Origin of the sequence: Rhizobium leguminosarum (assembly GCF_002953715.1) — a bacterium.
Classification (GTDB): Bacteria; Pseudomonadota; Alphaproteobacteria; order Rhizobiales; family Rhizobiaceae; genus Rhizobium; species Rhizobium leguminosarum_V.
In genome coordinates this window covers 4,447,763-4,468,079 of record NZ_CP025012.1, presented here as the reverse complement: position 1 = coordinate 4,468,079, position 20,317 = coordinate 4,447,763, and the positions used below count along the sequence as shown (strand labels likewise).

General features: G+C 60.6%; 19 protein-coding genes and 1 pseudogene. 12 read left to right on the top strand and 8 right to left on the bottom strand.

Translation table 11 applies throughout. The features are described 5' to 3' along the window. Window positions 1–15: 15 nt before the first annotated feature. The 4 genes from CUJ84_RS22150 to CUJ84_RS22135 all read left to right on the top strand — a co-directional run bounded on the left by CUJ84_RS22150 (window position 16) and on the right by CUJ84_RS22135 (window position 4,618). Window positions 16–483: a hypothetical protein gene (locus CUJ84_RS22150; protein WP_027682358.1), complete on the top strand. Its 468-nt coding sequence runs from the start codon at window positions 16–18 to the stop codon at window positions 481–483. A gap of 6 nt (window positions 484–489) precedes the next feature. Beyond that, the gene (locus tag CUJ84_RS22145; RefSeq protein ID WP_105007752.1) at window positions 490–1,182 is read left to right on the top strand and encodes an ABC transporter ATP-binding protein; all 693 of its coding nucleotides are present in this window, start codon (window positions 490–492) and stop codon (window positions 1,180–1,182) included. Next, on the top strand, window positions 1,179–2,486 hold the full coding sequence (locus CUJ84_RS22140) for an ABC transporter permease (protein WP_105007751.1): 1,308 nt from the start codon (window positions 1,179–1,181) through the stop codon (window positions 2,484–2,486). Before CUJ84_RS22145 ends, CUJ84_RS22140 begins: the two co-directional genes overlap by 4 nt. A gap of 245 nt (window positions 2,487–2,731) precedes the next feature. Then, entirely contained in the window at window positions 2,732–4,618 is a 1,887-nt protein-coding gene (locus CUJ84_RS22135) for an MFS transporter (RefSeq protein WP_105007750.1), read from the top strand. 165 nt (window positions 4,619–4,783) lie between these two features. Here CUJ84_RS22135 and lpxE read toward each other — a convergent pair whose 3' ends face one another. Then, window positions 4,784–5,518: a lipid A 1-phosphatase LpxE gene (lpxE, locus tag CUJ84_RS22130; RefSeq protein WP_105007749.1), complete on the bottom strand. Its 735-nt coding sequence runs from the start codon at window positions 5,516–5,518 to the stop codon at window positions 4,784–4,786. 263 nt (window positions 5,519–5,781) lie between these two features. Then, on the bottom strand, window positions 5,782–6,894 hold the full coding sequence (gene leuB / locus CUJ84_RS22125; RefSeq protein WP_105007748.1) for a 3-isopropylmalate dehydrogenase: 1,113 nt from the start codon (window positions 6,892–6,894) through the stop codon (window positions 5,782–5,784). Between the two features lie 170 nt (window positions 6,895–7,064). On the opposite strand from leuB, the gene CUJ84_RS22120 reads away from it, so the two are divergent. After that, window positions 7,065–7,997, top strand: a complete 933-nt coding sequence (locus tag CUJ84_RS22120) for a pyridoxal-phosphate dependent enzyme (RefSeq protein WP_105007747.1) — start codon at window positions 7,065–7,067, stop codon at window positions 7,995–7,997. A gap of 114 nt (window positions 7,998–8,111) precedes the next feature. On the opposite strand, the gene leuD is transcribed toward CUJ84_RS22120, so the two are convergent. The 3 genes from leuD to CUJ84_RS22105 all read right to left on the bottom strand — a co-directional run bounded on the left by leuD (window position 8,112) and on the right by CUJ84_RS22105 (window position 9,622). Beyond that, window positions 8,112–8,720, bottom strand: coding sequence for a 3-isopropylmalate dehydratase small subunit (gene leuD, locus CUJ84_RS22115; protein WP_003543984.1), 609 nt, complete (start codon window positions 8,718–8,720; stop codon window positions 8,112–8,114). A 133-nt stretch (window positions 8,721–8,853) separates the two neighbouring features. Beyond that, window positions 8,854–9,276 (bottom strand): VOC family protein, encoded by a 423-nt coding sequence (locus CUJ84_RS22110; protein WP_105007746.1) that lies wholly within the window; start codon window positions 9,274–9,276, stop codon window positions 8,854–8,856. 112 nt (window positions 9,277–9,388) lie between these two features. Further along, complete coding sequence (locus CUJ84_RS22105; RefSeq protein ID WP_027682366.1) at window positions 9,389–9,622, bottom strand: hypothetical protein; 234 nt, start codon at window positions 9,620–9,622, stop codon at window positions 9,389–9,391. 138 nt (window positions 9,623–9,760) lie between these two features. On the opposite strand from CUJ84_RS22105, the gene CUJ84_RS22100 reads away from it, so the two are divergent. Together CUJ84_RS22100 and CUJ84_RS22095 are read left to right on the top strand one after the other, a co-directional pair. Further along, on the top strand, window positions 9,761–10,681 hold the full coding sequence (locus CUJ84_RS22100) for an HpcH/HpaI aldolase/citrate lyase family protein (protein WP_105008275.1): 921 nt from the start codon (window positions 9,761–9,763) through the stop codon (window positions 10,679–10,681). Then, window positions 10,681–10,887 carry a DUF1737 domain-containing protein gene (locus CUJ84_RS22095; RefSeq protein WP_017962591.1) on the top strand — a complete coding sequence of 69 codons (207 nt, stop codon included), beginning with the start codon at window positions 10,681–10,683 and terminating at the stop codon, window positions 10,885–10,887. Before CUJ84_RS22100 ends, CUJ84_RS22095 begins: the two co-directional genes overlap by 1 nt. 102 nt (window positions 10,888–10,989) lie before the next feature. On the opposite strand, the gene CUJ84_RS22090 is transcribed toward CUJ84_RS22095, so the two are convergent. Continuing rightward, entirely contained in the window at window positions 10,990–11,427 is a 438-nt protein-coding gene (locus CUJ84_RS22090) for a metallopeptidase family protein (RefSeq protein WP_003589582.1), read from the bottom strand. 161 nt (window positions 11,428–11,588) lie between these two features. Between CUJ84_RS22090 and CUJ84_RS38830 the strand changes: the two genes are divergently transcribed. From CUJ84_RS38830 to bfr, 5 genes and pseudogenes are all read left to right on the top strand, one after another. After that, window positions 11,589–12,533 carry an ImuA family protein gene (locus tag CUJ84_RS38830; protein WP_245457500.1) on the top strand — a complete coding sequence of 315 codons (945 nt, stop codon included), beginning with the start codon at window positions 11,589–11,591 and terminating at the stop codon, window positions 12,531–12,533. A 40-nt stretch (window positions 12,534–12,573) separates the two neighbouring features. After that, entirely contained in the window at window positions 12,574–13,989 is a 1,416-nt protein-coding gene (locus CUJ84_RS22085; RefSeq protein ID WP_245457562.1) for a Y-family DNA polymerase, read from the top strand. Continuing rightward, window positions 13,986–17,450, top strand: a complete 3,465-nt coding sequence (locus CUJ84_RS22080; RefSeq protein WP_105007744.1) for an error-prone DNA polymerase — start codon at window positions 13,986–13,988, stop codon at window positions 17,448–17,450. Before CUJ84_RS22085 ends, CUJ84_RS22080 begins: the two co-directional genes overlap by 4 nt. A 120-nt stretch (window positions 17,451–17,570) precedes the next feature. After that, window positions 17,571–17,970 (top strand): annotated as a pseudogene (locus CUJ84_RS22075) ((2Fe-2S)-binding protein). Next, window positions 17,936–18,421 (top strand): bacterioferritin, encoded by a 486-nt coding sequence (bfr, locus tag CUJ84_RS22070; protein WP_017966050.1) that lies wholly within the window; start codon window positions 17,936–17,938, stop codon window positions 18,419–18,421. Before CUJ84_RS22075 ends, bfr begins: the two are co-directional and overlap by 35 nt. An 86-nt stretch (window positions 18,422–18,507) precedes the next feature. Here bfr and CUJ84_RS22065 read toward each other — a convergent pair whose 3' ends face one another. Both CUJ84_RS22065 and CUJ84_RS22060 read right to left on the bottom strand, forming a co-directional pair. Further along, window positions 18,508–19,041: an RNA pyrophosphohydrolase gene (locus CUJ84_RS22065; RefSeq protein ID WP_105007743.1), complete on the bottom strand. Its 534-nt coding sequence runs from the start codon at window positions 19,039–19,041 to the stop codon at window positions 18,508–18,510. 38 nt (window positions 19,042–19,079) lie between these two features. Continuing rightward, the gene (locus tag CUJ84_RS22060; protein ID WP_105007742.1) at window positions 19,080–20,276 is read right to left on the bottom strand and encodes a divergent polysaccharide deacetylase family protein; all 1,197 of its coding nucleotides are present in this window, start codon (window positions 20,274–20,276) and stop codon (window positions 19,080–19,082) included. Window positions 20,277–20,317 lie beyond the last annotated feature (41 nt).

The following is a 20,317-nucleotide window of genomic DNA, read 5'->3' as shown; positions in this document are numbered from 1 at the left end:
TTCTTGGAGATCGCCATGGAAAAGCTCCCTTCGCTGCATCTCAGCCGCCGCGGCCTGATCGGCGCCATCGGTACGCTGGCCTTCGCCGCAATTGCTCGCCCGAGTTTTGCTGCGGATTCCTTGATCAGCTTCGATGAGCTTTACGGCAAGTTCGGCGTGCTCGGCCTCGAATTCTCCGACAAGGTGAAGCGCCTTGCCGGCAAAGACGTCAGCATGAAAGGTTTCATGGCGCCGCCATTGAAGGCTGAGGCCCAGTTCTTCGTGCTCACCGAGGTGCCGATGTCGCTCTGCCCCTTCTGCTCCTCGGATACGGACTGGCCGGACAATATCGTCGTCGTCTATCTCTTGGAGAAACAGACCTTCGTGCAGCCGCGCCAGACGATCGAAGTGCGCGGCACGCTGGAATACGGTTCGTGGACGGATCCGGACACTGGCTTCGTCAGCCTGCTGCGGATCCGCCAGGCCGAATATTCCGCCGTCTGAACCGATATGCTCGCTCTCGATATCGAAAACCTGACCGTTGCCTTCCCAGGCCTGTCCTCGCCGGCACTGGCGATCGCCCGCCTGTCGATCGATGCAGGCAGCAGGGTCGCCATTACAGGGGCGTCCGGCTCCGGCAAGAGCACTTTCGTCAATATCGTTGCTGGGCTGGAGCGGACGCGGCAAGGCCGCATCCGCTGGAACGGTGAGAATATCGCGAGTTTTTCAGAAAGCCGGCGTGATCGGTTCCGTGCCGCCAATATCGGCCTGGTCATGCAGGAGTTCCATCTCTTCCCCGGCCTGTCGGCGCTGGAGAACGTACTCCTGCCGGCGCGGCTTGCCGGCGCTGTCACAGCTGATGTCATCGAGCGGGGTCATGCGCTTTTGGGCACGGTCGGTCTTTCCCGCCCCGACCAAAAAATCGAAACCATGTCGCGCGGCGAGATGCAGCGCGTGGCGATCAGCCGGGCGCTGCTGCGTAAGCCCGGCGTCATCATCGCCGACGAGCCGACCGCAAGCCTCGATGCCGAAAGCGGCGAGGCGGTCGGCGATCTCCTCCTTGATCTTGCCATTGCCGAAGGCAGCACGCTGATTGTCGTTTCACACGACCGGCGCTTGGCGGGCCGCCTCGACCGGCGCATCACCTTCGGCTCCGGCCGGATCAGCGAAGATTCCGCGGCGACGGCGGGAGAGGCTGCATGATCCGCTTCATCCTTTCCGATCTTCGTCGCCTCTGGGCGGGGTCGCTGGTGGTCGTGCTGCTGGTGGCGCTTGCGACGGCGCTCGGCGTTTCTGTCGTCCTTCAGGAGCGGGCGCTTCGTCTCGGCAGCGCACGCGCTGCCGATAAATTCGATCTTGTGATCGGCGCCGGCGGCAGCGAGACGCAGCTCGTACTGTCCTCCGTCTTCCTGCAGCCCTCGCCTTTACCGTTGATGCCGGGTGAAGTGCTGGGCAAACTTGCCGCAGATCCTCGGGTCGATTGGGCGGCCCCGATCGGCTTCGGCGATTCCTTCTCCGCCTATCCGATCATCGGCGCAACGACCATGCTGGCGCAGAACCTGTCCGGCGGCTTGGCCGAAGGCAGGATTTTTGCGCGCGAGGGCGAGGCGGTGATCGGCGCCGCTGTCAAGCTGCCGCTCGGCGGCGAGATCAAGCCGATGCACGGGTCGCTGGAAGAGGGCGGCGAGACCCATACCCAGCTCGTCTATCATATCGCCGGCCGCTTGCGGCCGACCGGCACCGCCTGGGACCGGGCCATTCTCGTTCCCATCCAAGCCGTCTGGCACATCCATGGCATGGAGGCGGAGGAACATGCGGAGGACGGTGAGCACGAACATGAAGCGGCGTCCGGAACGGATAGCGCTGAACATGGCCATGAGCATGAGAAAGCCGGCGCTGATCACGATGGGCATGGGCATCACGGGAAAGCCGATCCGGATGCCGCGCTTGATGAGACCTGGACTGCGGGTGCTCCCGGCCTTCCCGCCATTCTCGTCAAGCCGAAGACGATCGCCGATGCCTACAAGCTGCGACAGGAATATCGCAGCGGCAATACCGTCGCCGTCTTTCCCGGCGAGGTGCTGACCAATCTCTACGCCACGCTCGGCGACGCCAAGCAGATCCTCGTCGCAGTCGCCTCCGGCGCGCAAGCTCTCGTCGCAGCCTCGCTGGTGCTGGTCACGGTCATCCATATCGGCCAGCGCCGCCGCCAGATCGGCGCGCTGAGGGCCTTCGGCGCCCCACGCGGCGCGATTTTCGGCATCGTCTGGGTGGAATTCTTCTTCCTGGTGGCGGTTGGCATCGCACTTGGATTCGCACTCGGTTATGCCGCGGCCCTCATCTTGTCCGGTATGTTCTCGCAAACGAGCGGGGTCGCCATGCCGGTCGGCTTTGCCCGTGAAGACGCTGGGCTTGCGGCAGTGCTGCTTGCCTTTGCCACAATTCTCGCTGCGCTGCCGGCGGTGCTCGCCTATCGGCAATCGCCGGCGCAGGCGCTGAGAGCATAACGGGTCCACGTCGCAAACCGCAGTGAAACCTGCTCCAAACCTCCGGCAGCTCAATCGGCACGGGCGGCGGGCAACCTGATGTGCGTGACAAAGCGTGGCGCCATTAGACTAAAGTCATAATCCCAAAGCATCTCTCTTTTTGATCTGTCGTTTCTGGCACACTCTCGTCAGGCGTGTCGCGGCCAGGGGTATGCTTTGAGGAGAGTAGGTCGCGCGCGTGATCATCACTCTGTGGAGGACAGACAATGGCAAATGTCGCAAGCATCGACGGCGCGAAGGCCGGTCCGATGACCGGCGAAGAGAAGAAGGTCATCTTCGCCTCTTCGCTCGGCACCGTTTTCGAATGGTACGATTTCTATCTCTATGGTTCGCTCGCCACTTATATCGGCGCGACCTATTTCACCCAATATCCCGAGGCAACGCGCAACATCTTCACGTTGCTTGCCTTTGCCGCCGGCTTCCTGGTGCGCCCCTTCGGCGCGCTGGTGTTCGGCCGTCTCGGCGATCTCGTCGGCCGTAAATACACCTTCCTGATGACGATCATGATCATGGGTCTGTCGACCTTCCTCGTCGGCGTCCTGCCGGGTGCCGCCACCATCGGCATCGCAGCCCCGATCATCCTGATTGGGCTGCGCCTGCTCCAGGGCCTGGCGCTGGGCGGTGAATATGGCGGTGCGGCAACCTACGTCGCCGAACATGCGCCGAACGGGCGCCGCGGCTACTTTACCTCATGGATCCAGACGACGGCGACGCTCGGCCTGTTCCTGTCGCTGATCGTCATCGTCCTGGTTCAATATCTGATGGGTGCGGCTCAGTTCGCCGCCTGGGGCTGGCGCATTCCGTTCCTGGTCTCGGTCGTCCTGCTCGGCATTTCCGTCTGGATCCGCCTGAAGATGAACGAGTCGCCGGCGTTTCAGCGCATGAAGGCGGAAGGCAAAGGCTCCAAGGCGCCGCTGACCGAAGCCTTCGGGACATGGAAAAATGCCAAGATCGCGATCATCGCGCTTCTCGGCGCCACCATGGGCCAGGCGGTCGTCTGGTACGGCGGCCAGTTCTATGCGCTGTTCTTCCTGCAGAACGTGCTGAAGGTGGACTTGTTCTCGGCCAACGTCATGGTCGCCATCGCACTTCTCCTCGGCACGCCGTTCTTCGTCATCTTCGGCGGTCTCTCCGACAAGATCGGCCGCAAGCCGATCATCATGGCAGGCCTTCTCATTGCGGCGGTGACCTATAATCCGCTGTTCAAGGCGATGACCTGGACGGCAAACCCGGCGCTGGCCGAAGCGCAGGCTTCGATCCGGGCAACGGTGACGGCTGATCCGGCGGATTGCAGGTTCCAGTTCAACCCGACCGGCACGGCCAAGTTCACCAGTTCTTGCGACGTGGCAACGGCATTCCTGACGAGGAACTCGGTGCCTTACGACGTTGTGCCCGGTACTGCCGGACAGCCGGCAACGGTGAAGGTCGGCAACGCGACGATCCCAAGCTTCGACGTCGTCGCTGCCGGCGACAAGGCCAAGGGCATGACCGGCGCCTTCGAAAAGGGCGTCAACATCGCGCTCCATGATGCCGGCTACCCGCTGAACCGCGGCGCCGTCAAGGTGCCGGATGCCAAGCTCGATGCCTTCATCGCAGCCAATCCGGAACTGTCGCTCAATGCCGATGCCGTGCGCGCCGGCGAGAAGGAAACCGTACCGGCGGCGAAGCTGGTCGAGACCAAGCTGCTGACGACGGATGAGGCCAATGGCGTCACCGACATGGCGGTCTACAACATCGCCAATGGCGGCACTTTCGCCATGGTTGCCGATCCGGCCCGCGTCAACTGGATCGGTACGATCGCCGTGCTGTTCGTCCTCGTCCTCTATGTGACGATGGTCTACGGCCCGATTGCGGCACTGTTGGTCGAGCTCTTCCCGACCCGCATCCGCTATACCGGCATGTCGCTGCCCTATCACATCGGCAACGGCTGGTTCGGCGGCCTGCTGCCGGCGACAGCCTTCGCGATGAGCGCTGCCGCGGGTGATATCTATTACGGTCTCTGGTACCCGATCGTCTTTGCGTCGATCACGCTGGTGATCGGCCTGATCTTCCTGCCGGAAACGAAGAACAGGGATATCCACGCCATGGATTGAGCGGCGGATTGAGACCAATCCGCGCTTGAGAAAAAGGCCCGGCGCTCACAAGGCGCCGGGCTTTTCCATATTACAGCGCCGCGCGTCTTTTCGGACGCGCAAAGGACGCTGTAACATTTTGAATTGCTGCATAATTTTATCCTTAATCGATTCCGATTTAAGGAATTATGCAGTGCGAAACAGGCGCTTCGAGAGTGGCCAGCCATCCGGTGCCAGCTTGAAGAGCAAGCCGCAGCGAGCAAAGACGATCGCCGTCAGCAGCGAGAACCAGGCGCCGAAGGCAAGGCCGGCGATGACGTCGCTCGGATAATGGGCACCGACCATGACACGCGTCATGCCGAGCCAGATGGCGCAAGCGATGAAGGCAATGCGATAGCGCGGAAACAGCAGCGCGAAGGCAGCGAAGAAGGCGCCGACCGTGGTGGAATGGCCGGACGGAAAACTTTCGAAAGCGGCATGGCCTGAAAAGGGCGTGAAGGAAAACATGCCGTAGTCATGAAAATGATCGGGACGCGCCCTGCCGATCGCCCGCTTCAGCAGATTGGCGAGCAGCCCGGAGAAGACAACCGTGATGAAGAGATAAGCGCCGATCCAGCTGACATAAAGCGCTTGCGCCTTGGAGCGCGCCGTCTTCACAAGCTTGTAGCCCGCCCGGCCCTGAAAGAACAGCAGGATGCTGGTATAGATCAGCCAGGCGGAATCGCCGAAGCCGGTCAGTATTTCGCCGAGGTGCTTCACCGGTGCAGGAGCCTCGCTGGCGCCGATCGGTGCATCGAAGAGCAGCATGGACAGAATCACGGCATTGAGCGTGATGAGGAGGCAGGCCTGCCAACGCAAAGGCGGCATGCCGGCGCTGCTCCGGCGCCAACGCCTGTTCAGGGAAGCCCAAAATGCCCGCATTCCGTCGTCCGTTCGAATTTGCCCTAAAGTGCCACGACGCGCTAAGGACGCTCTATTATTTTGAATTGGCGCATAATCCATTGGAAGATCGTTTCCAATGTCGAGGTTATGCGCTCGTTAAAATCCGGCGCAAAAATACACGAGATTGTGGCCGAGGATAGTCGGTTTGGGATAATTCGACCAAGCCGGTGCGGCTTGCGGTCCTGGGAAAAAAGCCCTCCGCAAGAATCCTGCGAAGGGCCGGAACTGTTTCACGTGAAATATCAGGCAGAAAGCGTCTTGAACTCGGCGAGGATCGTATCGCCCATCTCGACGGTGCCGACCTGTCTTGCGCCGTCGGCCATGATGTCACCAGTGCGGATGCCCTTGTCGAGCACGTTGGCGATCGCCTTTTCCAGATCGTCGGCTTCCTTGACCAAATTGAAGGAGTAACGCAGGCACATGGCAAACGAGGCGATCATGGCGATCGGATTGGCGATGCCCTTGCCGGCGATATCGGGGGCCGAGCCGTGTACCGGTTCGTAGAGCGCCTTGCGCTTGCCGGTCTTGCCGTCAGGCGCGCCGAGCGAGGCCGATGGCAGCATGCCGAGCGAGCCGGTCAGCATGGCGGCGACGTCGGAGAGCATATCGCCGAAGAGATTGTCGGTGACGATGACGTCGAACTGCTTGGGCTGGCGCACCAGCTGCATGCCGCCGGCATCGGCCAACATGTGTTCGAGCTGGACGTCGGAATATTTCGCCTTGTGCGTCTCGGTGACCACCTGGTTCCAAAGCACGCCCGACTTCATGACGTTGCGCTTTTCCATGGAGCAGACGCGGTTCTGCCGCGTGCGGGCCATTTCGAAGGCGACGCCGGCGATGCGCTCGATCTCGTAGGTATCATAGACCTGCGTGTCGATGCCGCGTTTCTGGCCATTGCCGAGGTCGATGATCTCCTTCGGTTCGCCGAAATAGACGCCGCCCGTCAGCTCGCGGATGATGAGGATATCGAGGCCTTCGACCAGTTCCGGCTTCAGCGACGAGGCCGCAGCAAGGGCCGGATAGCAGATGGCGGGGCGCAGGTTAGCGAAGAGCTGCAGATCCTTGCGCAGGCGCAGCAGACCGGCTTCCGGGCGCACTTCGTAAGGCACGCTATCCCATTTCGGGCCGCCGACGGCGCCGAAGAGAACGGCATCGGCGGCAAGCGCCTTCTGCATGTCGGCTTCCGAGATCGCAGCGCCATGTGCATCATAGGCGCAACCGCCGACAAGGCCTTCGTCGGTGACGAAACCGGCATTCATCGCCTCGTTCATATAGGCGATGATCTTGCGGACCTCGCCCATGGCCTCGGGACCGATGCCGTCACCCGGCAGCAGGAAAAGATTGCGCGCTGTCATGAAACCCTCCTGGGAAAAACTAGTTGCGGCTTCTTAGACCCCGGAAATGGGCATTTCAAGCGAGAGAAGGGGTGAATCGGTACGCTTCGCTCTGAGCCGCGATAGTTGCTCCTGCGCCTGCAAACGGATTAGAACGGCAGCCCCGAGCTTTACTTCCCTGGATGGTTCCCATGCCTTTCGCGCCTCTCCACCTCGATACGCCCTTGGTCCAGACGGCACCTGGCTACAGCGCCAGCGGCAAACCGCTCTGGCTGAAGCTCGATGCGCTGCAGCCTTCCGGCAGCTTCAAGCTGCGCGGCGTCGGACGGCTTTGCCAGTACGAGGTGGAAAATGGGGCGCGCGAGATCTTTTGCGCTTCCGGCGGCAATGCCGGTATTGCCGCGGCTTATGCCGGCCGGGCGCTCGGGGTGCCGGTCACGATCGTGGTGCCGGAGACGACGGCGGCCGATGTCCGGCAGACGATTGCCGCAACGGGCGCGAATGTCCTCGTTCATGGTTCGGTTTTCGATGAGGCCAATGCCCATGCGATCGAACTCGCCCGGAGCCGCAAGGCAACCTATGTGCATCCCTTCGACCATCCGCTTCTGTGGGATGGCCATGCTACGTTGATCGACGAGGTGGTGGCGAAGGGGGCAAAATTCGATTGCGTCGTCACCAGCGTCGGCGGCGGCGGGCTGCTTGCCGGCATTGTCGAGGGGTTGAAGCGCAACGGGCGTTCCGATGTGCCTGTTATCGCCGTTGAAACGGAAGGGGCGGCTTCGCTGAATGCCAGCCTCAAGGCGAATGAGCGTATCACCCTTCCCGCCATTACCTCGATTGCCAATTCGCTCGGGGCGCGGCAGGTGGCGCAGCATGTCTTCGACCTGCCGAAGCAGCATCCGATCGAAAGTGTTGTCGTCAGCGATGCTGATGCCGTTGTCGCCTGCCTGAAATTTGCCGATGCGCAGCGCATTCTGGTCGAGCCGGCTTGCGGCGCGGCCCTTGCCGTTGCCGATGTGCATGCAGGGTTGCTTCAGCGCTTCGACAATCCGCTTATCGAAGTCTGTGGTGGCATCGGCGTGTCGCTCGAAAAGCTTGAGGCCTGGAAAGAGAAATTTCTCTGATGTGCCGCAATTTAAAGTGTTACAGCGTCCTTTGCGCGTCTGAAAAGACGCGCGGCACTGTAAAGAAAAAGCCGGGCGAAAGCCCGGCTTGATCGATAACCGATTGGAGAGGGCTCAGGCTGCCCAGGGGTGCGAAGCGGCGTTCTTCTTTTCGAAGCTGTCGATCGCCTTGCCCTTTTCCAGGGTCAGGCCGATATCGTCGAGACCGTTCAGCAGGCAGTGGCGCTTGAATTCGTCGAGATCGAACTTGATCAAGCCACCATCGGGGCCGGTGATCTCGAGGTTTTCGAGGTCGACGGTCAGGATGGCGTTGGAGCCACGCGAGGCGTCGTCCATCAGCTTGTCGAGATCCTCCTGGCTGACCTTGATCGGCAGGATGCCGTTCTTGAAGCAGTTGTTGTAGAAAATGTCGGCGAAGCTGGTCGAGATCACGCAGCGGATGCCGAAATCCAGAAGCGCCCAGGGCGCGTGCTCGCGCGAGGAGCCGCAGCCGAAATTGTCGCCGGCAACGAGGATCTTGGCATCGCGATAGGCCGGCTTGTTCAGCACGAAATCCGGGTTTTCTGAGCCGTCCTCATTGTAGCGGGCTTCCGCGAAGAGGCCGGTGCCGAGGCCGGTGCGCTTGATCGTCTTCAGATAATCCTTCGGAATGATCATGTCGGTGTCGACGTTGACGACCGGCAGCGGTGCTGCAACGCCGGTGAGCTTCACGAATTTATCCATGATCCATGCTCCATTTCAGCAAATCTACTTTCTGAATTTGCATCTAGTCCAGTTTTTCGCCGAAATGAAGGAGAATCTTTCACAGAGGGCGGCCACGCGACGTTTCGCGCGGTCCGCCGATTGCGGCTGTCCCTTATTTGGACGGTGCGTTCAGGCCCCAGAGGACGCCGAACGGATCACGAAGCTGGCCGTAGCGGTCGCCCCAGAACATCAGTTCGACCGGCATGACGACTTCGGCGCCGGCAGCCACGGCACGATCCCACCAGAAATCGATATCGTCGATAACCAGCTGGATGGCGAAGCCTTCATGGCCTTTGAAGGGATGGCCGTATTCGGGATAGGCATCCGACAGCATGAGGGAGCTGCCGTTGATGTAGAGATGCACATGCATCGTTCGGCCGCTCTTGTCGACCGGCACGAGATATGCCTCTTCGGCGCCGAAAGCCTTCTTGTAGAATTCCGCAGCCTTCACCGCGCCATCGACCGTCAGATAGGGCAGCAGGCCATTCTTGACCGGTGGCATCTTCGTCGGGTTGCTCTCTGTCGTCGTATCCATGCTCGTCCTCCATACGTTTTTCACGAGCCAGCAGAATGCCTGGCTGTTTCAAGGACGCATGATGGAATCTGGAGCCGACAGTGTCGGTCAAAATTTTTGGAAAATCCGGTGATCAGAGATCGATGATCGTGCCGCGGCCGTCGTTCCACACGCGCATCTCCGGCTTACCGTTGTTCGCCTTGGCGCGGACCGGAGCGGGCTTCATCTTCATCGAAAGCGCGCGTCCGACCATGAGCACGGTCAGGATGCCGCCGACGGCGAGCGTCACCGAAAAGGTGAGAAGTAGCATGGCCACGAAAAAGGTGGCGCCGGCAAGCATGAGGAAGATGGAGCGAATGTTCTGCATGGTTAGAGACCTTTCTTCGGAAAGGAATGTGGTCCTTCTTCTTCCTCTCTGCAAGGCAAGCATGGCTTTTTGTTGTTCTGCTAGATGTTCTGGGGCGGGCTGCTTGCTTCGACTGTCAAAGCTTGGCACTACTTCGCCATGAGCCGAAACCCCGCGACCCGCTCCGCCCACCTGCGCCGTTCGGTGCTGAGCGTGCCTGCCATCAATCCTCGCGCCCTCGAAAAAACCCATGCGGTCGATTGCGATGCGGTGATCTTCGATCTCGAGGATTCCGTGGCGCCGGAAAGGAAGGCGGAAGCGCGGGAAAATCTGAGGAATTTCTTTTCGGCTCGGCCGCTCGAAGGCAAGGAACGGATTATCCGCATCAATGACCTGTCGACCAATTTCGGCCTGGCGGACATGGAACTGGTAATCGCGCTCAATCCCGACGCCGTACTGCTGCCGAAGGTCGACGAACCGCAGGATGTCATGGCGGTCGGCGATCTTCTCTCCGAGGCGGATGCATCGGAAGATCTGCGCATCTGGGCGATGATCGAGACGCCGCGCGGCATCTTGAATGCGGCTGTTATCGCCGAAGCCGGGCGTACACCGGGCTCACGGCTCGATTGCCTCGTCGTCGGGCTCAACGACCTGCGCAAGGAAACCGGCGTGCTTCCACAGCCGGGGCGGAGCTATCTCGTGCCGTGGCTGATGCAGGTCGTCCTTGCGGTCAGCGCCTACGGGCTCGATGCGATCGACAGCGTCTTCAACGATTTCAGGGACGAACAGGGTTTTGATGCCGAATGCCTGCAGGGCAGGGCCATGGGCTTTGCCGGCAAGATGCTGATCCATCCGGCGCAGATCGAGCCCGCCAATCGCCATTTCGGCCCGGATCCGGCGGCGATCGCGGAAGCGGAGGCGATCATATCAGCCTTTGCCGATCCTGCCTCCGATGGGCTGAACGTCATCAATGCAGGCGGGCGGATGGTCGAGCGGTTGCATCTTGTCCAGGCGGAAAGTCTGGTCCATAAAGCCCGCCTGATCGCAGCCCGCCAGGCTGTAGCACGAAAGACGATGTGATGAAACTCTACCGCTTCCTGACCGGTCCCGACGATGCTTCCTTCTGCCACAAGGTCACTGCCGCCCTTAACAAGGGCTGGTCGCTGGAGGGCTCGCCGACCTATGCCTTCAATGCCGCGACCGGCGCGATGCAATGCGGTCAGGCCGTCGTCAAGCATGTCGAAGGCAAGGATTACGATCCTGAGATGAAGCTCTCCGAGCAGTGAGGCTCAGCGCATAACCCCGAAAATCGATTACGATTTTCGGAAAGGATTATGCGTGATTGAAAGTGGTAGAGCGTTCTTAGCGCGTCTTGGACGCGCGGCGCTCTAGCGCTCGGCGGCTTCCTCGGCGCTTGCCTCGATCCGCTCCATGTCATCGTCGCTCAGCCCGAAATGGTGGCCGATCTCGTGGATCAGGACGTGGGTGATGATATCGCCGAGCGTCTCGTCGTTCTCAGCCCAGTAATCGAGGATGGGGCGGCGGTAGAGGCGGATGCGGTTCGGCATCTCGCCGGTTTCCAGCGTGAAACGTTCGGAAATGCCCCTGCCCTCGAAAAGGCCGAGCAGATCGAAAGGGGTTTCCAGCGCCATGTCCTCGAAAACGTCGTCATCGGGGAAATCTTCGATCTCGATCGTGAGGTTGGTCGTCAGCTGGCGAAATTCATCCGGCAGATGGCTATAGGCCTCCATGGCCAGCGACTCGAAGGTGCTGATCGTCGGCGCATGGCGGTCCCGCCAATCATCGCTCTGGTCTATGCGGGCCATGAATATTCCTTCCTTTGCGGGCCCATATAGAACCTTTATCGCCGATTTTCGAGTGCGGAATCAAAGGCAGGAATAAATTCATAGAAAATGGCCGTTGACTCTTCATTAGCTCTCTGGAATCTATAAGAACATAACAGGAACAAGACGGATCGGAGAACGCCATGGCGCAGCACGCCCTGGCGCGCGAGCGGCTTTTTGCGCTCCGCGAAACCATTGCCCGACTGGAGGGAAGGCCCGCGCCGGCGCTTGCCGCAGCGGAGCAGGAAGCCCTGGCAGAGGGACGTAAGACCCGCCAGGAGCGCATTCTGCCGCCCCTGGCGTTTGGGGTGGAGTTTCTCGACGAGGCGCTGGAAGGCGGCTTGCCGCTCGATGCGATCACCGAATTCCGCTCGGCTCTGTCTCGCGATGCAGGTGCTGCAAGCGGGTTGGCGATGGCTGTTGCCGCGCGACTGCAAAAACGGGAAGCGGATGCCGGCAGGCTTCTGCCGTTGCTCTGGATCGGCGATGCCGTCGGGACGCTGGAGGCCGGCCGTCCTTATGCCCCCGGGCTTCGGGATTTCGGACTGAGCCCGGAGCGGTTTCTCCATGCCGCGCCGCGCAAGCTGGACGAGGCGCTCTGGCTGGCGGAGGTGGCAGTGGAAAGCGCTGCCTTCTCGGCCGTCATCTTCGAAGTGCGAGGCAATCCCGCCCATTTCGGCCTGACCGAAAGCCGCAGGCTTAGTCTCAGGGCGCATGCTGCCCGCCGTCCGCTCCTTCTTGTCCGTCAGGCCGGAGCGGAGGAGGCAAGCAGTGCGGCCTTCCGCCTGCATGTCGAACCGGCCCCGTCCGGTCTGCGGCCGTTGCCGGATGGATCGAAACTTTCCGGCAGCATCGGCAATCCGATTTTCCGTCTCACACTGGAGAAGAGCCGCAATCCGGCCCCGCTCTCCTTTCTTCTGGAGTGGAACCCCCATGAACGCGAATTTCTCCCTATCGCCGAACCAAACCTCGTTCGTCCTCCAGGCGAACAGTCAGCGCATTCTGGCGCTCAGCTTCCCGCATCTGCCAACGGACCGCATCGCCCGCAAGCGATGGGGGCTCTCCTGGCGTTCGAAAGGGCGTCCTGAGACGCCGCCTATCGTCTGTTCCGGCAAGCTCAACAATGCCATGCGGCTGACGGCACTGGACGAGTTGGCCGAGAGGCTGGGGTTGAGGAAAGAGCTGGGCGTTGCCGAAGCGCGCGCCATGTACCCCATGCTCGAGGTCGCGGAAGAAGATCCGGCGTCCGACCGCCGGTTGCTGGAGGCAATTGCCGACTGGTGCGACCGTTATACGCCGCTGGTGGCGTTCGACGGCAAGGACGGCCTGTTTCTCGACATTAGCGGCTGCGCCCATCTCTTCGGCGGTGAAAAGGCGCTTCTTAGGGATGTGCTGGCGCGGCTTTTTCATATGGGGTTCGATGCCCGCGGCGCGGTCTCATCGTCGCCCGGCCTTTCCTGGGCCGCGTCCCGCTTCGGGCAAGGCGGCGTGATCGAGGACGAAGAGACGGAACATGTGCTGATGTCCTTGCCGGTTGCAGCCTTGCGGCTGGAAGGACAAACCGTCGCTGCCCTGAAGAAGCTCGGTCTGAAATATATCGGCGACGTCATCGATGCGCCGCGGTCGCCGCTGACCCGCCGGTTCGGCCCGGAGCTGCTTCTGCGTCTCGACCAGGCGCTGGGCCGTGAAGAGGAGCCGGTCTCGCCCCGGCGTCCTGTTGCCAGCCTCTCGGCCGAAAGCCGGCTGATCGAGCCCATCGGCACGGAAGAACAGATCCTTGCCGTCACCAGGCAGGTCGCCTTATCGCTGCAGCCGTCGCTGGAGGCGCGGGGGGCTGGCGGACGGGTGTTCGAACTGGTCCTGTTCCGCGTCGACGGCAGGGTCTTTCGCATCTCCGTCGGTGCTTCGCAGCCGCTTCGCGAACCAAAGTTCATTGCCGGGCTTTTTTCCGAGCGATTGCAGGCGGTCTATGACGATCTCGATGCCGGCTATGGTTTCGAGATCGTGCGATTGAATGTGTTGCGGCACGATCCCTTCAACGAGGCGCAGGGTGATTTCGAGGGCGACCGGCAGGGAGAGATCTCGCTTTCTGTTTTCGTCGACCGGGTCTCGGCCCGGCTTGGTGCGGATTGCCTGCAAAGCTTTCAGCTCCGCGAGAGCCATGTTCCGGAACGCGCCGTCATCACGGTTCCTGTGATGGAGAGCCTTCCCAGGCGGAAGGCAGCGCAGGACATCCAGCTTCCTTTCCGCGAAGAGCGCCCACTGCGGCTCTTTGCAACGCCGGAGCCCGTCGAGACCATACTTGCCGAAGTGCCCGATGGTCCGCCGCAGATCTTCCGCTGGCGGCGCATTCAGCATCAGGTGGCAAGAAGCGAAGGGCCGGAACGGATTGCCATGGAATGGTGGATCGATGGGAATGACGCCGAGTCGCGCGACTATTTCCGCATCGAGGATGAGACCGGACATCGCTTCTGGATCTATCGGCGGGGCTTTTATGGTCAGGCGCTTGATCCTCACTGGTTCATGCATGGCGTGTTCGCATGACAATCGCGCGCGCATTCTTCGAGATCGGCACAAGGACGAATTTCTCGTTTCTTGAAGGTGCCTCTGGCCCCGAGGAGATGGTCGTGCAGGCTGCTCGTCTACGGCTCGGCGGACTCGGCATTGCGGACCGGAATTCGGTTGCCGGCGTCGTGCGGGCGCATGCGCAGGCGGAGCAACTTGAGGAGAGATACAAGAACAAGGATGAGATTCTGGCCCAAGCGAAGAAGGAAGGAAAAGAGGAGGAGATCCTCGATCCCATCCGGATTCAGCCGGGCGCCCGTCTCGTCTTTTCCGATGGAACGCCTGATATCCTCGCCTATCCATGCAATCGACGGGGCTGGGCGAACCTTTGCCGTCTTCTGAGCGCCGGCAATCTGAAGGAGGAAGCGGTCAAGGGAAGCTGCATTCTGACGGAAGCGGAACTCATGGAATGGGGGGACGAGATGATGCTTGCTCTCGTTCCCGATCGCGCCCTTGTCGGTCATCAGGCGGGTCAGCCGACGCTGGAAGATTATCTGGAGCGGTTTCGCAGACGCTTCCGCAAGGCTTTTTATATGGCGCTGGCGCCAGCCTATGATGGCCGCGACAGGCAGGTCTTTGCGGTGCTTGCCATGCTTGCCGCTCGAAACCGTGTGCCGCTGATTGCAACCAACCAGCCGCTTTACCATCATCCTGAACGCCGGCCGCTTGCGGATATCGTGATCGCGATCCGGGAGCATGTGCAGATATCGCAAGCCGGGTTCCTTCTGGCGCCGAATGCTGAACGTTACCTCAAAGATTCACGTGAAATGGTCCGGATCTTCCGGGACTATCTTAATGCGATCGAGAATACGCAGACATTCTTCGACAGGCTGACCTTTTCGCTGAAGGAACTGGAGCACAATTATCCGCCCGAAAACGATCCTGGTGAAACGCCGCAGGAGACTCTCGAAAGGCTGACGAGAGCGGGAGCCGCAAGACGCTATCCCAAAGGTATCCCGCCCAAGGTGGCGCCACAGATCGAGTACGAACTCGATCTCATTAAAAAAAAGAAATATGCATCTTATTTCCTGACGGTTCACAGGATTATCCAGCACGCCCGCTATGTACTTAAGGTCTTGTGCCAGGGGCGCGGATCGGCGGCAAATTCGGTCATCTGCTATTGCCTCGAGATAACGGAAGTCGATCCTCAAAAAAGCACACTGCTCTTCGACCGCTTCATTTCGATGGATCGCGACGAACCGCCGGATATCGACGTTGATTTCGAGCATGATCGACGCGAAGAGGTCATCCAGTTCATCTATAAAAGATACGGCATAGAACATGCCGGGTTGACGGCGGGGGTGACGACCTACCGTACGCGCTCGGCCGGCCGCGAGGTCTCCAAGGCCTTTGGGCTGTCGGAGGATGTCCAGTCGGCGATCAGCAGCCTCGTCTGGGGCTGGTCGGAGGATAATCTCTCGGAGCGGGACGCGAAGGCGGCGGGTCTCGACATCAAGGATCCGGTGACCCGAAACGTTCTTCAGTATGCGTCCGAACTTCTCGGCTTCCCGCGCCACCTCACCCAGCATGTCGGCGGCTTCGTCATCACACGCGATAGGCTCGACGAGGTGGTGCCGATCATGAAGACGGCGATGCCGGATCGCTACATGATCGAGTGGGACAAGGACGACCTCGATAACGTCAAGATCCTCAAGGTGGATGTGCTGGCGCTCGGCATGTTGACCTGCCTGCGGAAGGCCTTCTCGCTGCTTGAATTGCATTACGACGTGAAGAAGACGCTCGCAGACCTCGGCAACAAGGAGCATGGGGACGAAGGCGAGCCGGTTTACGAGATGATGGGCCGGGCCGATACGCTCGGCGTCTTCCAGATCGAAAGCCGGGCGCAGATGAGCATGCTGCCGCGTCTGAAGCCGAAGGTGTTTTACGACCTCGTCATCGAGGTGGCGATCGTGCGGCCAGGACCGATCCAGGGCGACATGGTGCATCCCTATCTGAAGCGCCGGGAGCAGCGGGCCAAGAACATTCCGATTAAATATCCGAGCAAGGAGCTGGAAACGGTTCTGGAAAGAACCCTCGGCGTACCCTTGTTCCAGGAACAGGCCATGCAGATCGCCATTACCGCCGCAGGCTTCAAACCGGCGGAAGCCGACAAGCTTCGCAGAGCGATGGCGACATTCAAGAGAACGGGTACGATCGGTAACTTCGAAAAGCGGTTTATCGAGGGAATGGTCTCAAAGGGTTATGCCCAGGAATTCGCGCAGCAGTGTTTCAACCAGATCAAGGGTTTCGGTGAATACGGTTTCCCGGAAAGCCATGCCGCCTCCTTCGCGCTGCTCGTCTATGCCTCCTCATGGCTCAAGGCCTATTATCCCGACATCTTCTGCGCAGCGATGCTGAATTCCCAGCCGATGGGGTTTTATGCGCCGGCGCAGCTGGTGCGGGACGCACGCGAGCATGGCGTAAAGATCCTGCCGGTCGACATCAATGAATCGAACTGGGATTGCGGTCTGGAAGAAGCTGCCTTCGATCGGAATGCCATCGATTTCCGGCATGACAAGATGCGCGAGATCATCAAGACCCGGCATGCGGTGCGGCTCGGCTTCCGGCAGATCAAGGGTCTCTCGACAGACGATATGGAACGGCTCGTCGACAATCGAGGCGAAGGCTACAGTTCGGTGCGTGATCTCTGGCTGCGGTCCGGTTTGCAGAAATCCGTCATCGAGCGACTGGCGGATGCCGATGCGTTCCAGTCCCTCAAACTGTCACGACGCGACGCGCTCTGGGCGGTGCGGGCACTGGATGTGAAGAGCGCGGCCGAGGAGCTGCCGCTTTTCGAGCAGGTCCGTCATGTCGACCTCCAGATCGAGCCTGTAGCAAAGCTGCCGGAAATGCTGCCGGGAGAGCAGGTTATCGAGGACTATCGTTATCTCTCACTGTCGCTGAAGGCGCACCCTGTCTCCTTCCTGCGCGAGGAATTGCGCAAGGCTGGCGTGACGCGCAATGTCGATCTGTTGAAGGTCGCGAACGGGCAGAGGGTGACGATCGCGGGTCTCGTGCTGGTGCGCCAGCGACCGGGTTCGGCAAAAGGTGTGATTTTCATGACGCTGGAAGACGAGACCGGCGTGGCCAATGCGATTGTCTGGTCGAAAATGTTCGACAAATACCGCTCGGTCGTGATGGGCGCCCGGCTGGTGAAAATCCGCGGCAGGCTGCAAAGCCAGAGCGGAGTGATCCATACCGTCGTCGAGCATATCGAGGACATGACGCCGGCGCTCGGTATCCTGCAAGGTGAGGCCCGGCGTTTCGGCGTCTGCGAGCGGGCAGACGAGGTGCTGAGGCCGGGTGTCGATCAGCGGCAGAAAAAGCTTGCGAATGCGCAGGAGAGGGCGGAGCTGGAAAAACGGATGGTTGCCACAGGCCGCCATGCCGGCGCGGTGGAAACCGCTGAGGTGATGCCGCGCGGACGCAACTTCCATTGAAGTGCGTCGCAGCGATCAGGACCATGCGCGCGCCTTCATGGACTTATAGCGTCATCCCCCTGAAACCGCTGTGTAATCCCGAACGATATGTATGAGGCCTCATTCGCACACCGTTGTTCAATGATGCGGGACTCGAATTTTTTCTTGACAGCCACCATCTTCTTTAGCAGAAAACACGATAGTCAGTGTCATGTTTGGAAATGAAGACGTGCTCGTCTGCAGCTGCAATTATATAACCGATAAGGAAATCCGAGAGGTTATCACCAACCTTCTCGATGAAGACTGTTGGCAGCTTATCGTGCCTGCGAAGGTCTACCACGCCATGGAAAAACGCGGCCGCTGCTGCGGCTGCTTCCCCAACGTCGTCGACATCATTATCCAGACGACCGAGGAATATCACGCCCGTCGCCACTCGACGGACACCGAAATATTTGATTTCATGTCCCGCTTGAAACAATTCCATGAGGAAAACAGGAGAGCGGACATTGAAAGGCGACAAAAAGGTCATCGAGCGGCTTAACGAGGCGTTGTTCCTCGAACTCGGTGCGGTCAACCAATATTGGGTTCACTATCGCCTTCTTGAGGACTGGGGCTACACCAAGCTCGCCAAGAAGGAGCGCGCCGAATCCATCGAAGAGATGCATCATGCCGACCGGCTTGTTGCACGCATCATCTTCCTCGAAGGCCATCCCAATCTGCAGACCCTTGCACCTCTACGCATCGGCCAGAACGTCAAGGAGGTTCTGGAAGCCGATCTTGCCGGCGAGTACGACGCCCGCACGGCCTACAAAAAGTCGCGCGATATCTGTCATGACGCCGGCGACTACGTTTCCATGAAACTTTTCGAGGAGCTGCTGGCGGACGAGGAAGGTCATATCGACTTCCTCGAAACACAGATCGACCTGCTCGAGAAAATCGGCGAGAGCAAATACGGCCAGCTCAACGCCGATTCCGCCAACGAAGCCGAATAAGATTCGAACGAGATGCCGGCCGCCCATGGCGGCCGGTGATCCTATTGCTGCCGCGGAGGCAAACGGAGGCAGTCATCCTGCCGTGATCAATCTTCCGATTGAAGTGTTTCCAAGTGCTGGAACTCGGCTACCACCTGGTCATAGACGGCGCGCTTGAAGGGCACGATCAGCTCCGGCAGTTGCTGCATCGGCTTCCATTCCCAGGCATCGAATTCCGGCTCGTGGCCGCCAGGCGGCGGATTGATGGCGATCTCGCTCTCGTCGCCGTCGAAGCGGAAGGCGAACCAGCGCTGTGTCTGGCCGCGGAATTTTCCTCTCAGCCCGATGCCGATCAGTGCCGGCGGCAGATCATAGTTGATCCAGTCTCTCGCTTCGGCAAGCAGCGTCACTGTCTTCATGCCGGTCTCCTCATAAAGCTCGCGGTAGGCGGCGTCCAATGGATCCTCGCCCTTGTCGATGCCCCCTTGCGGCATCTGCCAGAGCTGCGGCGAGCCGTCATATTCGGAATTGCCGTCAGAGATGCGCCGCCCGGCCCAGACGAGGCCATCGCGGTTCAGGATCATCACGCCGACGCAGGGGCGGTAGGGCAGATCCTCGGCTTTCACGGTCGCCTGGCTCATCTTCTTCTCCGTTCAGGAACTATTCTCAGGAATTCCTCTCAAGGATTCCTGGGGTCGTTGGAAAGGGCGGCAACGCCGACAATCTCGATGCCGCGCATCGCAGCCTCCTCGCTCCATTTGGCGATGGCGTCAACGCTCTCATCAAAAGCCGAGGCGACGCCGATCGCCTGTCCGTTCTTGCGGGCAATGCGCTCGAGTTCGTCGAGCTTCTTCAGGACGGCATTGATATCAAGCTGGCCGTCGAGCTGCAGGTCGGCGAAGGCATAGGGCAGTTCGGTTCCCTTGGCGATCGCCGCCGTCTTCGACTGCGCTGATGTACCATCGTCGAGAAACAGCAACCCGCGCTTGCCGATGTCGCGCATGACAGGCTCCATGGCGGTGGGATCAGACAGGAAACGGCCACCGAGATAATTCATGACGCCGGTATAGTTGGTGATCTCGCCCATCGCCTTGTGCAGGTTCTCGATGTTGCGGGCGGCCGACTTGGTGGTCAAAAGCGTTTCGGGGCCTGGATCGTTCGCCGGATAATCAAAAGGCTCGAGCGGCACTTGCAGGAGGATCTCGTGACCGCCGCGGCGAGCCTCCTGCATCCAGCGCTGCAGGCTGTTGCCGCTTGCGGCGAAAGCGAAGGTAATTTCCTCCGGCAGTTCGGCGATGGCGCGCTGCGTTCCGGTCTGGCTGAGCCCGAGGCCGCTGACGACGATGGCGATACGGACGCCACGCGCGCCGGACGAGGGACGCGCATATTGATCCATCGGCCGACGGCCATCGGAGCCGATGATCGGCAGCCTGCCAAAAGGCGTCTCTTCGAGCAGCGCGTCATTGGGCTGGGCTGCCATGCGCGGATCCTGGCCGATCTGCATGGCGTCGACCAGCACCGGCCCGCCGCCGTCGCGCGGGCGGGGGCTGTATTTGGTGACGACCGAGCCGTCACCGGTGAGCATCTGCTCGACATTGGCGCCCGAGCGCGGGTCGGCGCGGGGCATACCGTCGCCCGTTTGGTCCGCTGCGGCCGTCGGCGGTTGAGGCGTATTGGAAGGGGGCGTTGCGGCTTGTTCGGCCGCCGGCGGTTTGGTGCGTTCGAGCCCATCGCCGCGAAATGCCGTATAGAGGGAAAAGCCGCCTATGGCGAAAAGGCAAAGACTGGCGGCGATGCGGCCCAGGCGCAGAAAACTCGGACGCTTGCGGCCGGTTTTGCGGTTGCGGCCCAGAGGCGTATGCAGGTCCGTTCCCAATTTTTCGCCCGCTCCAAAACCGGGAAACAGCAGAAAGGGTC

What these genes read in the sequence shown, in the direction of transcription:
- CUJ84_RS22150 (WP_027682358.1), top strand. Translation starts at nt 16, where the DNA reads ATGGAAAAGCTCCCTTCGCTGCATCTCAGCCGCCGCGGCCTGATCGGC.
- CUJ84_RS22145 (WP_105007752.1), top strand. Translation starts at nt 490, where the DNA reads ATGCTCGCTCTCGATATCGAAAACCTGACCGTTGCCTTCCCAGGCCTG.
- CUJ84_RS22140 (WP_105007751.1), top strand. Translation starts at nt 1,179, where the DNA reads ATGATCCGCTTCATCCTTTCCGATCTTCGTCGCCTCTGGGCGGGGTCG.
- CUJ84_RS22135 (WP_105007750.1), top strand. Translation starts at nt 2,732, where the DNA reads ATGGCAAATGTCGCAAGCATCGACGGCGCGAAGGCCGGTCCGATGACC.
- lpxE (WP_105007749.1), bottom strand. Translation starts at nt 5,518, where the DNA reads ATGCGGGCATTTTGGGCTTCCCTGAACAGGCGTTGGCGCCGGAGCAGC.
- leuB (WP_105007748.1), bottom strand. Translation starts at nt 6,894, where the DNA reads ATGACAGCGCGCAATCTTTTCCTGCTGCCGGGTGACGGCATCGGTCCC.
- CUJ84_RS22120 (WP_105007747.1), top strand. Translation starts at nt 7,065, where the DNA reads ATGCCTTTCGCGCCTCTCCACCTCGATACGCCCTTGGTCCAGACGGCA.
- leuD (WP_003543984.1), bottom strand. Translation starts at nt 8,720, where the DNA reads ATGGATAAATTCGTGAAGCTCACCGGCGTTGCAGCACCGCTGCCGGTC.
- CUJ84_RS22110 (WP_105007746.1), bottom strand. Translation starts at nt 9,276, where the DNA reads ATGGATACGACGACAGAGAGCAACCCGACGAAGATGCCACCGGTCAAG.
- CUJ84_RS22105 (WP_027682366.1), bottom strand. Translation starts at nt 9,622, where the DNA reads ATGCAGAACATTCGCTCCATCTTCCTCATGCTTGCCGGCGCCACCTTT.
- CUJ84_RS22100 (WP_105008275.1), top strand. Translation starts at nt 9,761, where the DNA reads ATGAGCCGAAACCCCGCGACCCGCTCCGCCCACCTGCGCCGTTCGGTG.
- CUJ84_RS22095 (WP_017962591.1), top strand. Translation starts at nt 10,681, where the DNA reads ATGAAACTCTACCGCTTCCTGACCGGTCCCGACGATGCTTCCTTCTGC.
- CUJ84_RS22090 (WP_003589582.1), bottom strand. Translation starts at nt 11,427, where the DNA reads ATGGCCCGCATAGACCAGAGCGATGATTGGCGGGACCGCCATGCGCCG.
- CUJ84_RS38830 (WP_245457500.1), top strand. Translation starts at nt 11,589, where the DNA reads ATGGCGCAGCACGCCCTGGCGCGCGAGCGGCTTTTTGCGCTCCGCGAA.
- CUJ84_RS22085 (WP_245457562.1), top strand. Translation starts at nt 12,574, where the DNA reads ATGCGGCTGACGGCACTGGACGAGTTGGCCGAGAGGCTGGGGTTGAGG.
- CUJ84_RS22080 (WP_105007744.1), top strand. Translation starts at nt 13,986, where the DNA reads ATGACAATCGCGCGCGCATTCTTCGAGATCGGCACAAGGACGAATTTC.
- CUJ84_RS22065 (WP_105007743.1), bottom strand. Translation starts at nt 19,041, where the DNA reads ATGAGCCAGGCGACCGTGAAAGCCGAGGATCTGCCCTACCGCCCCTGC.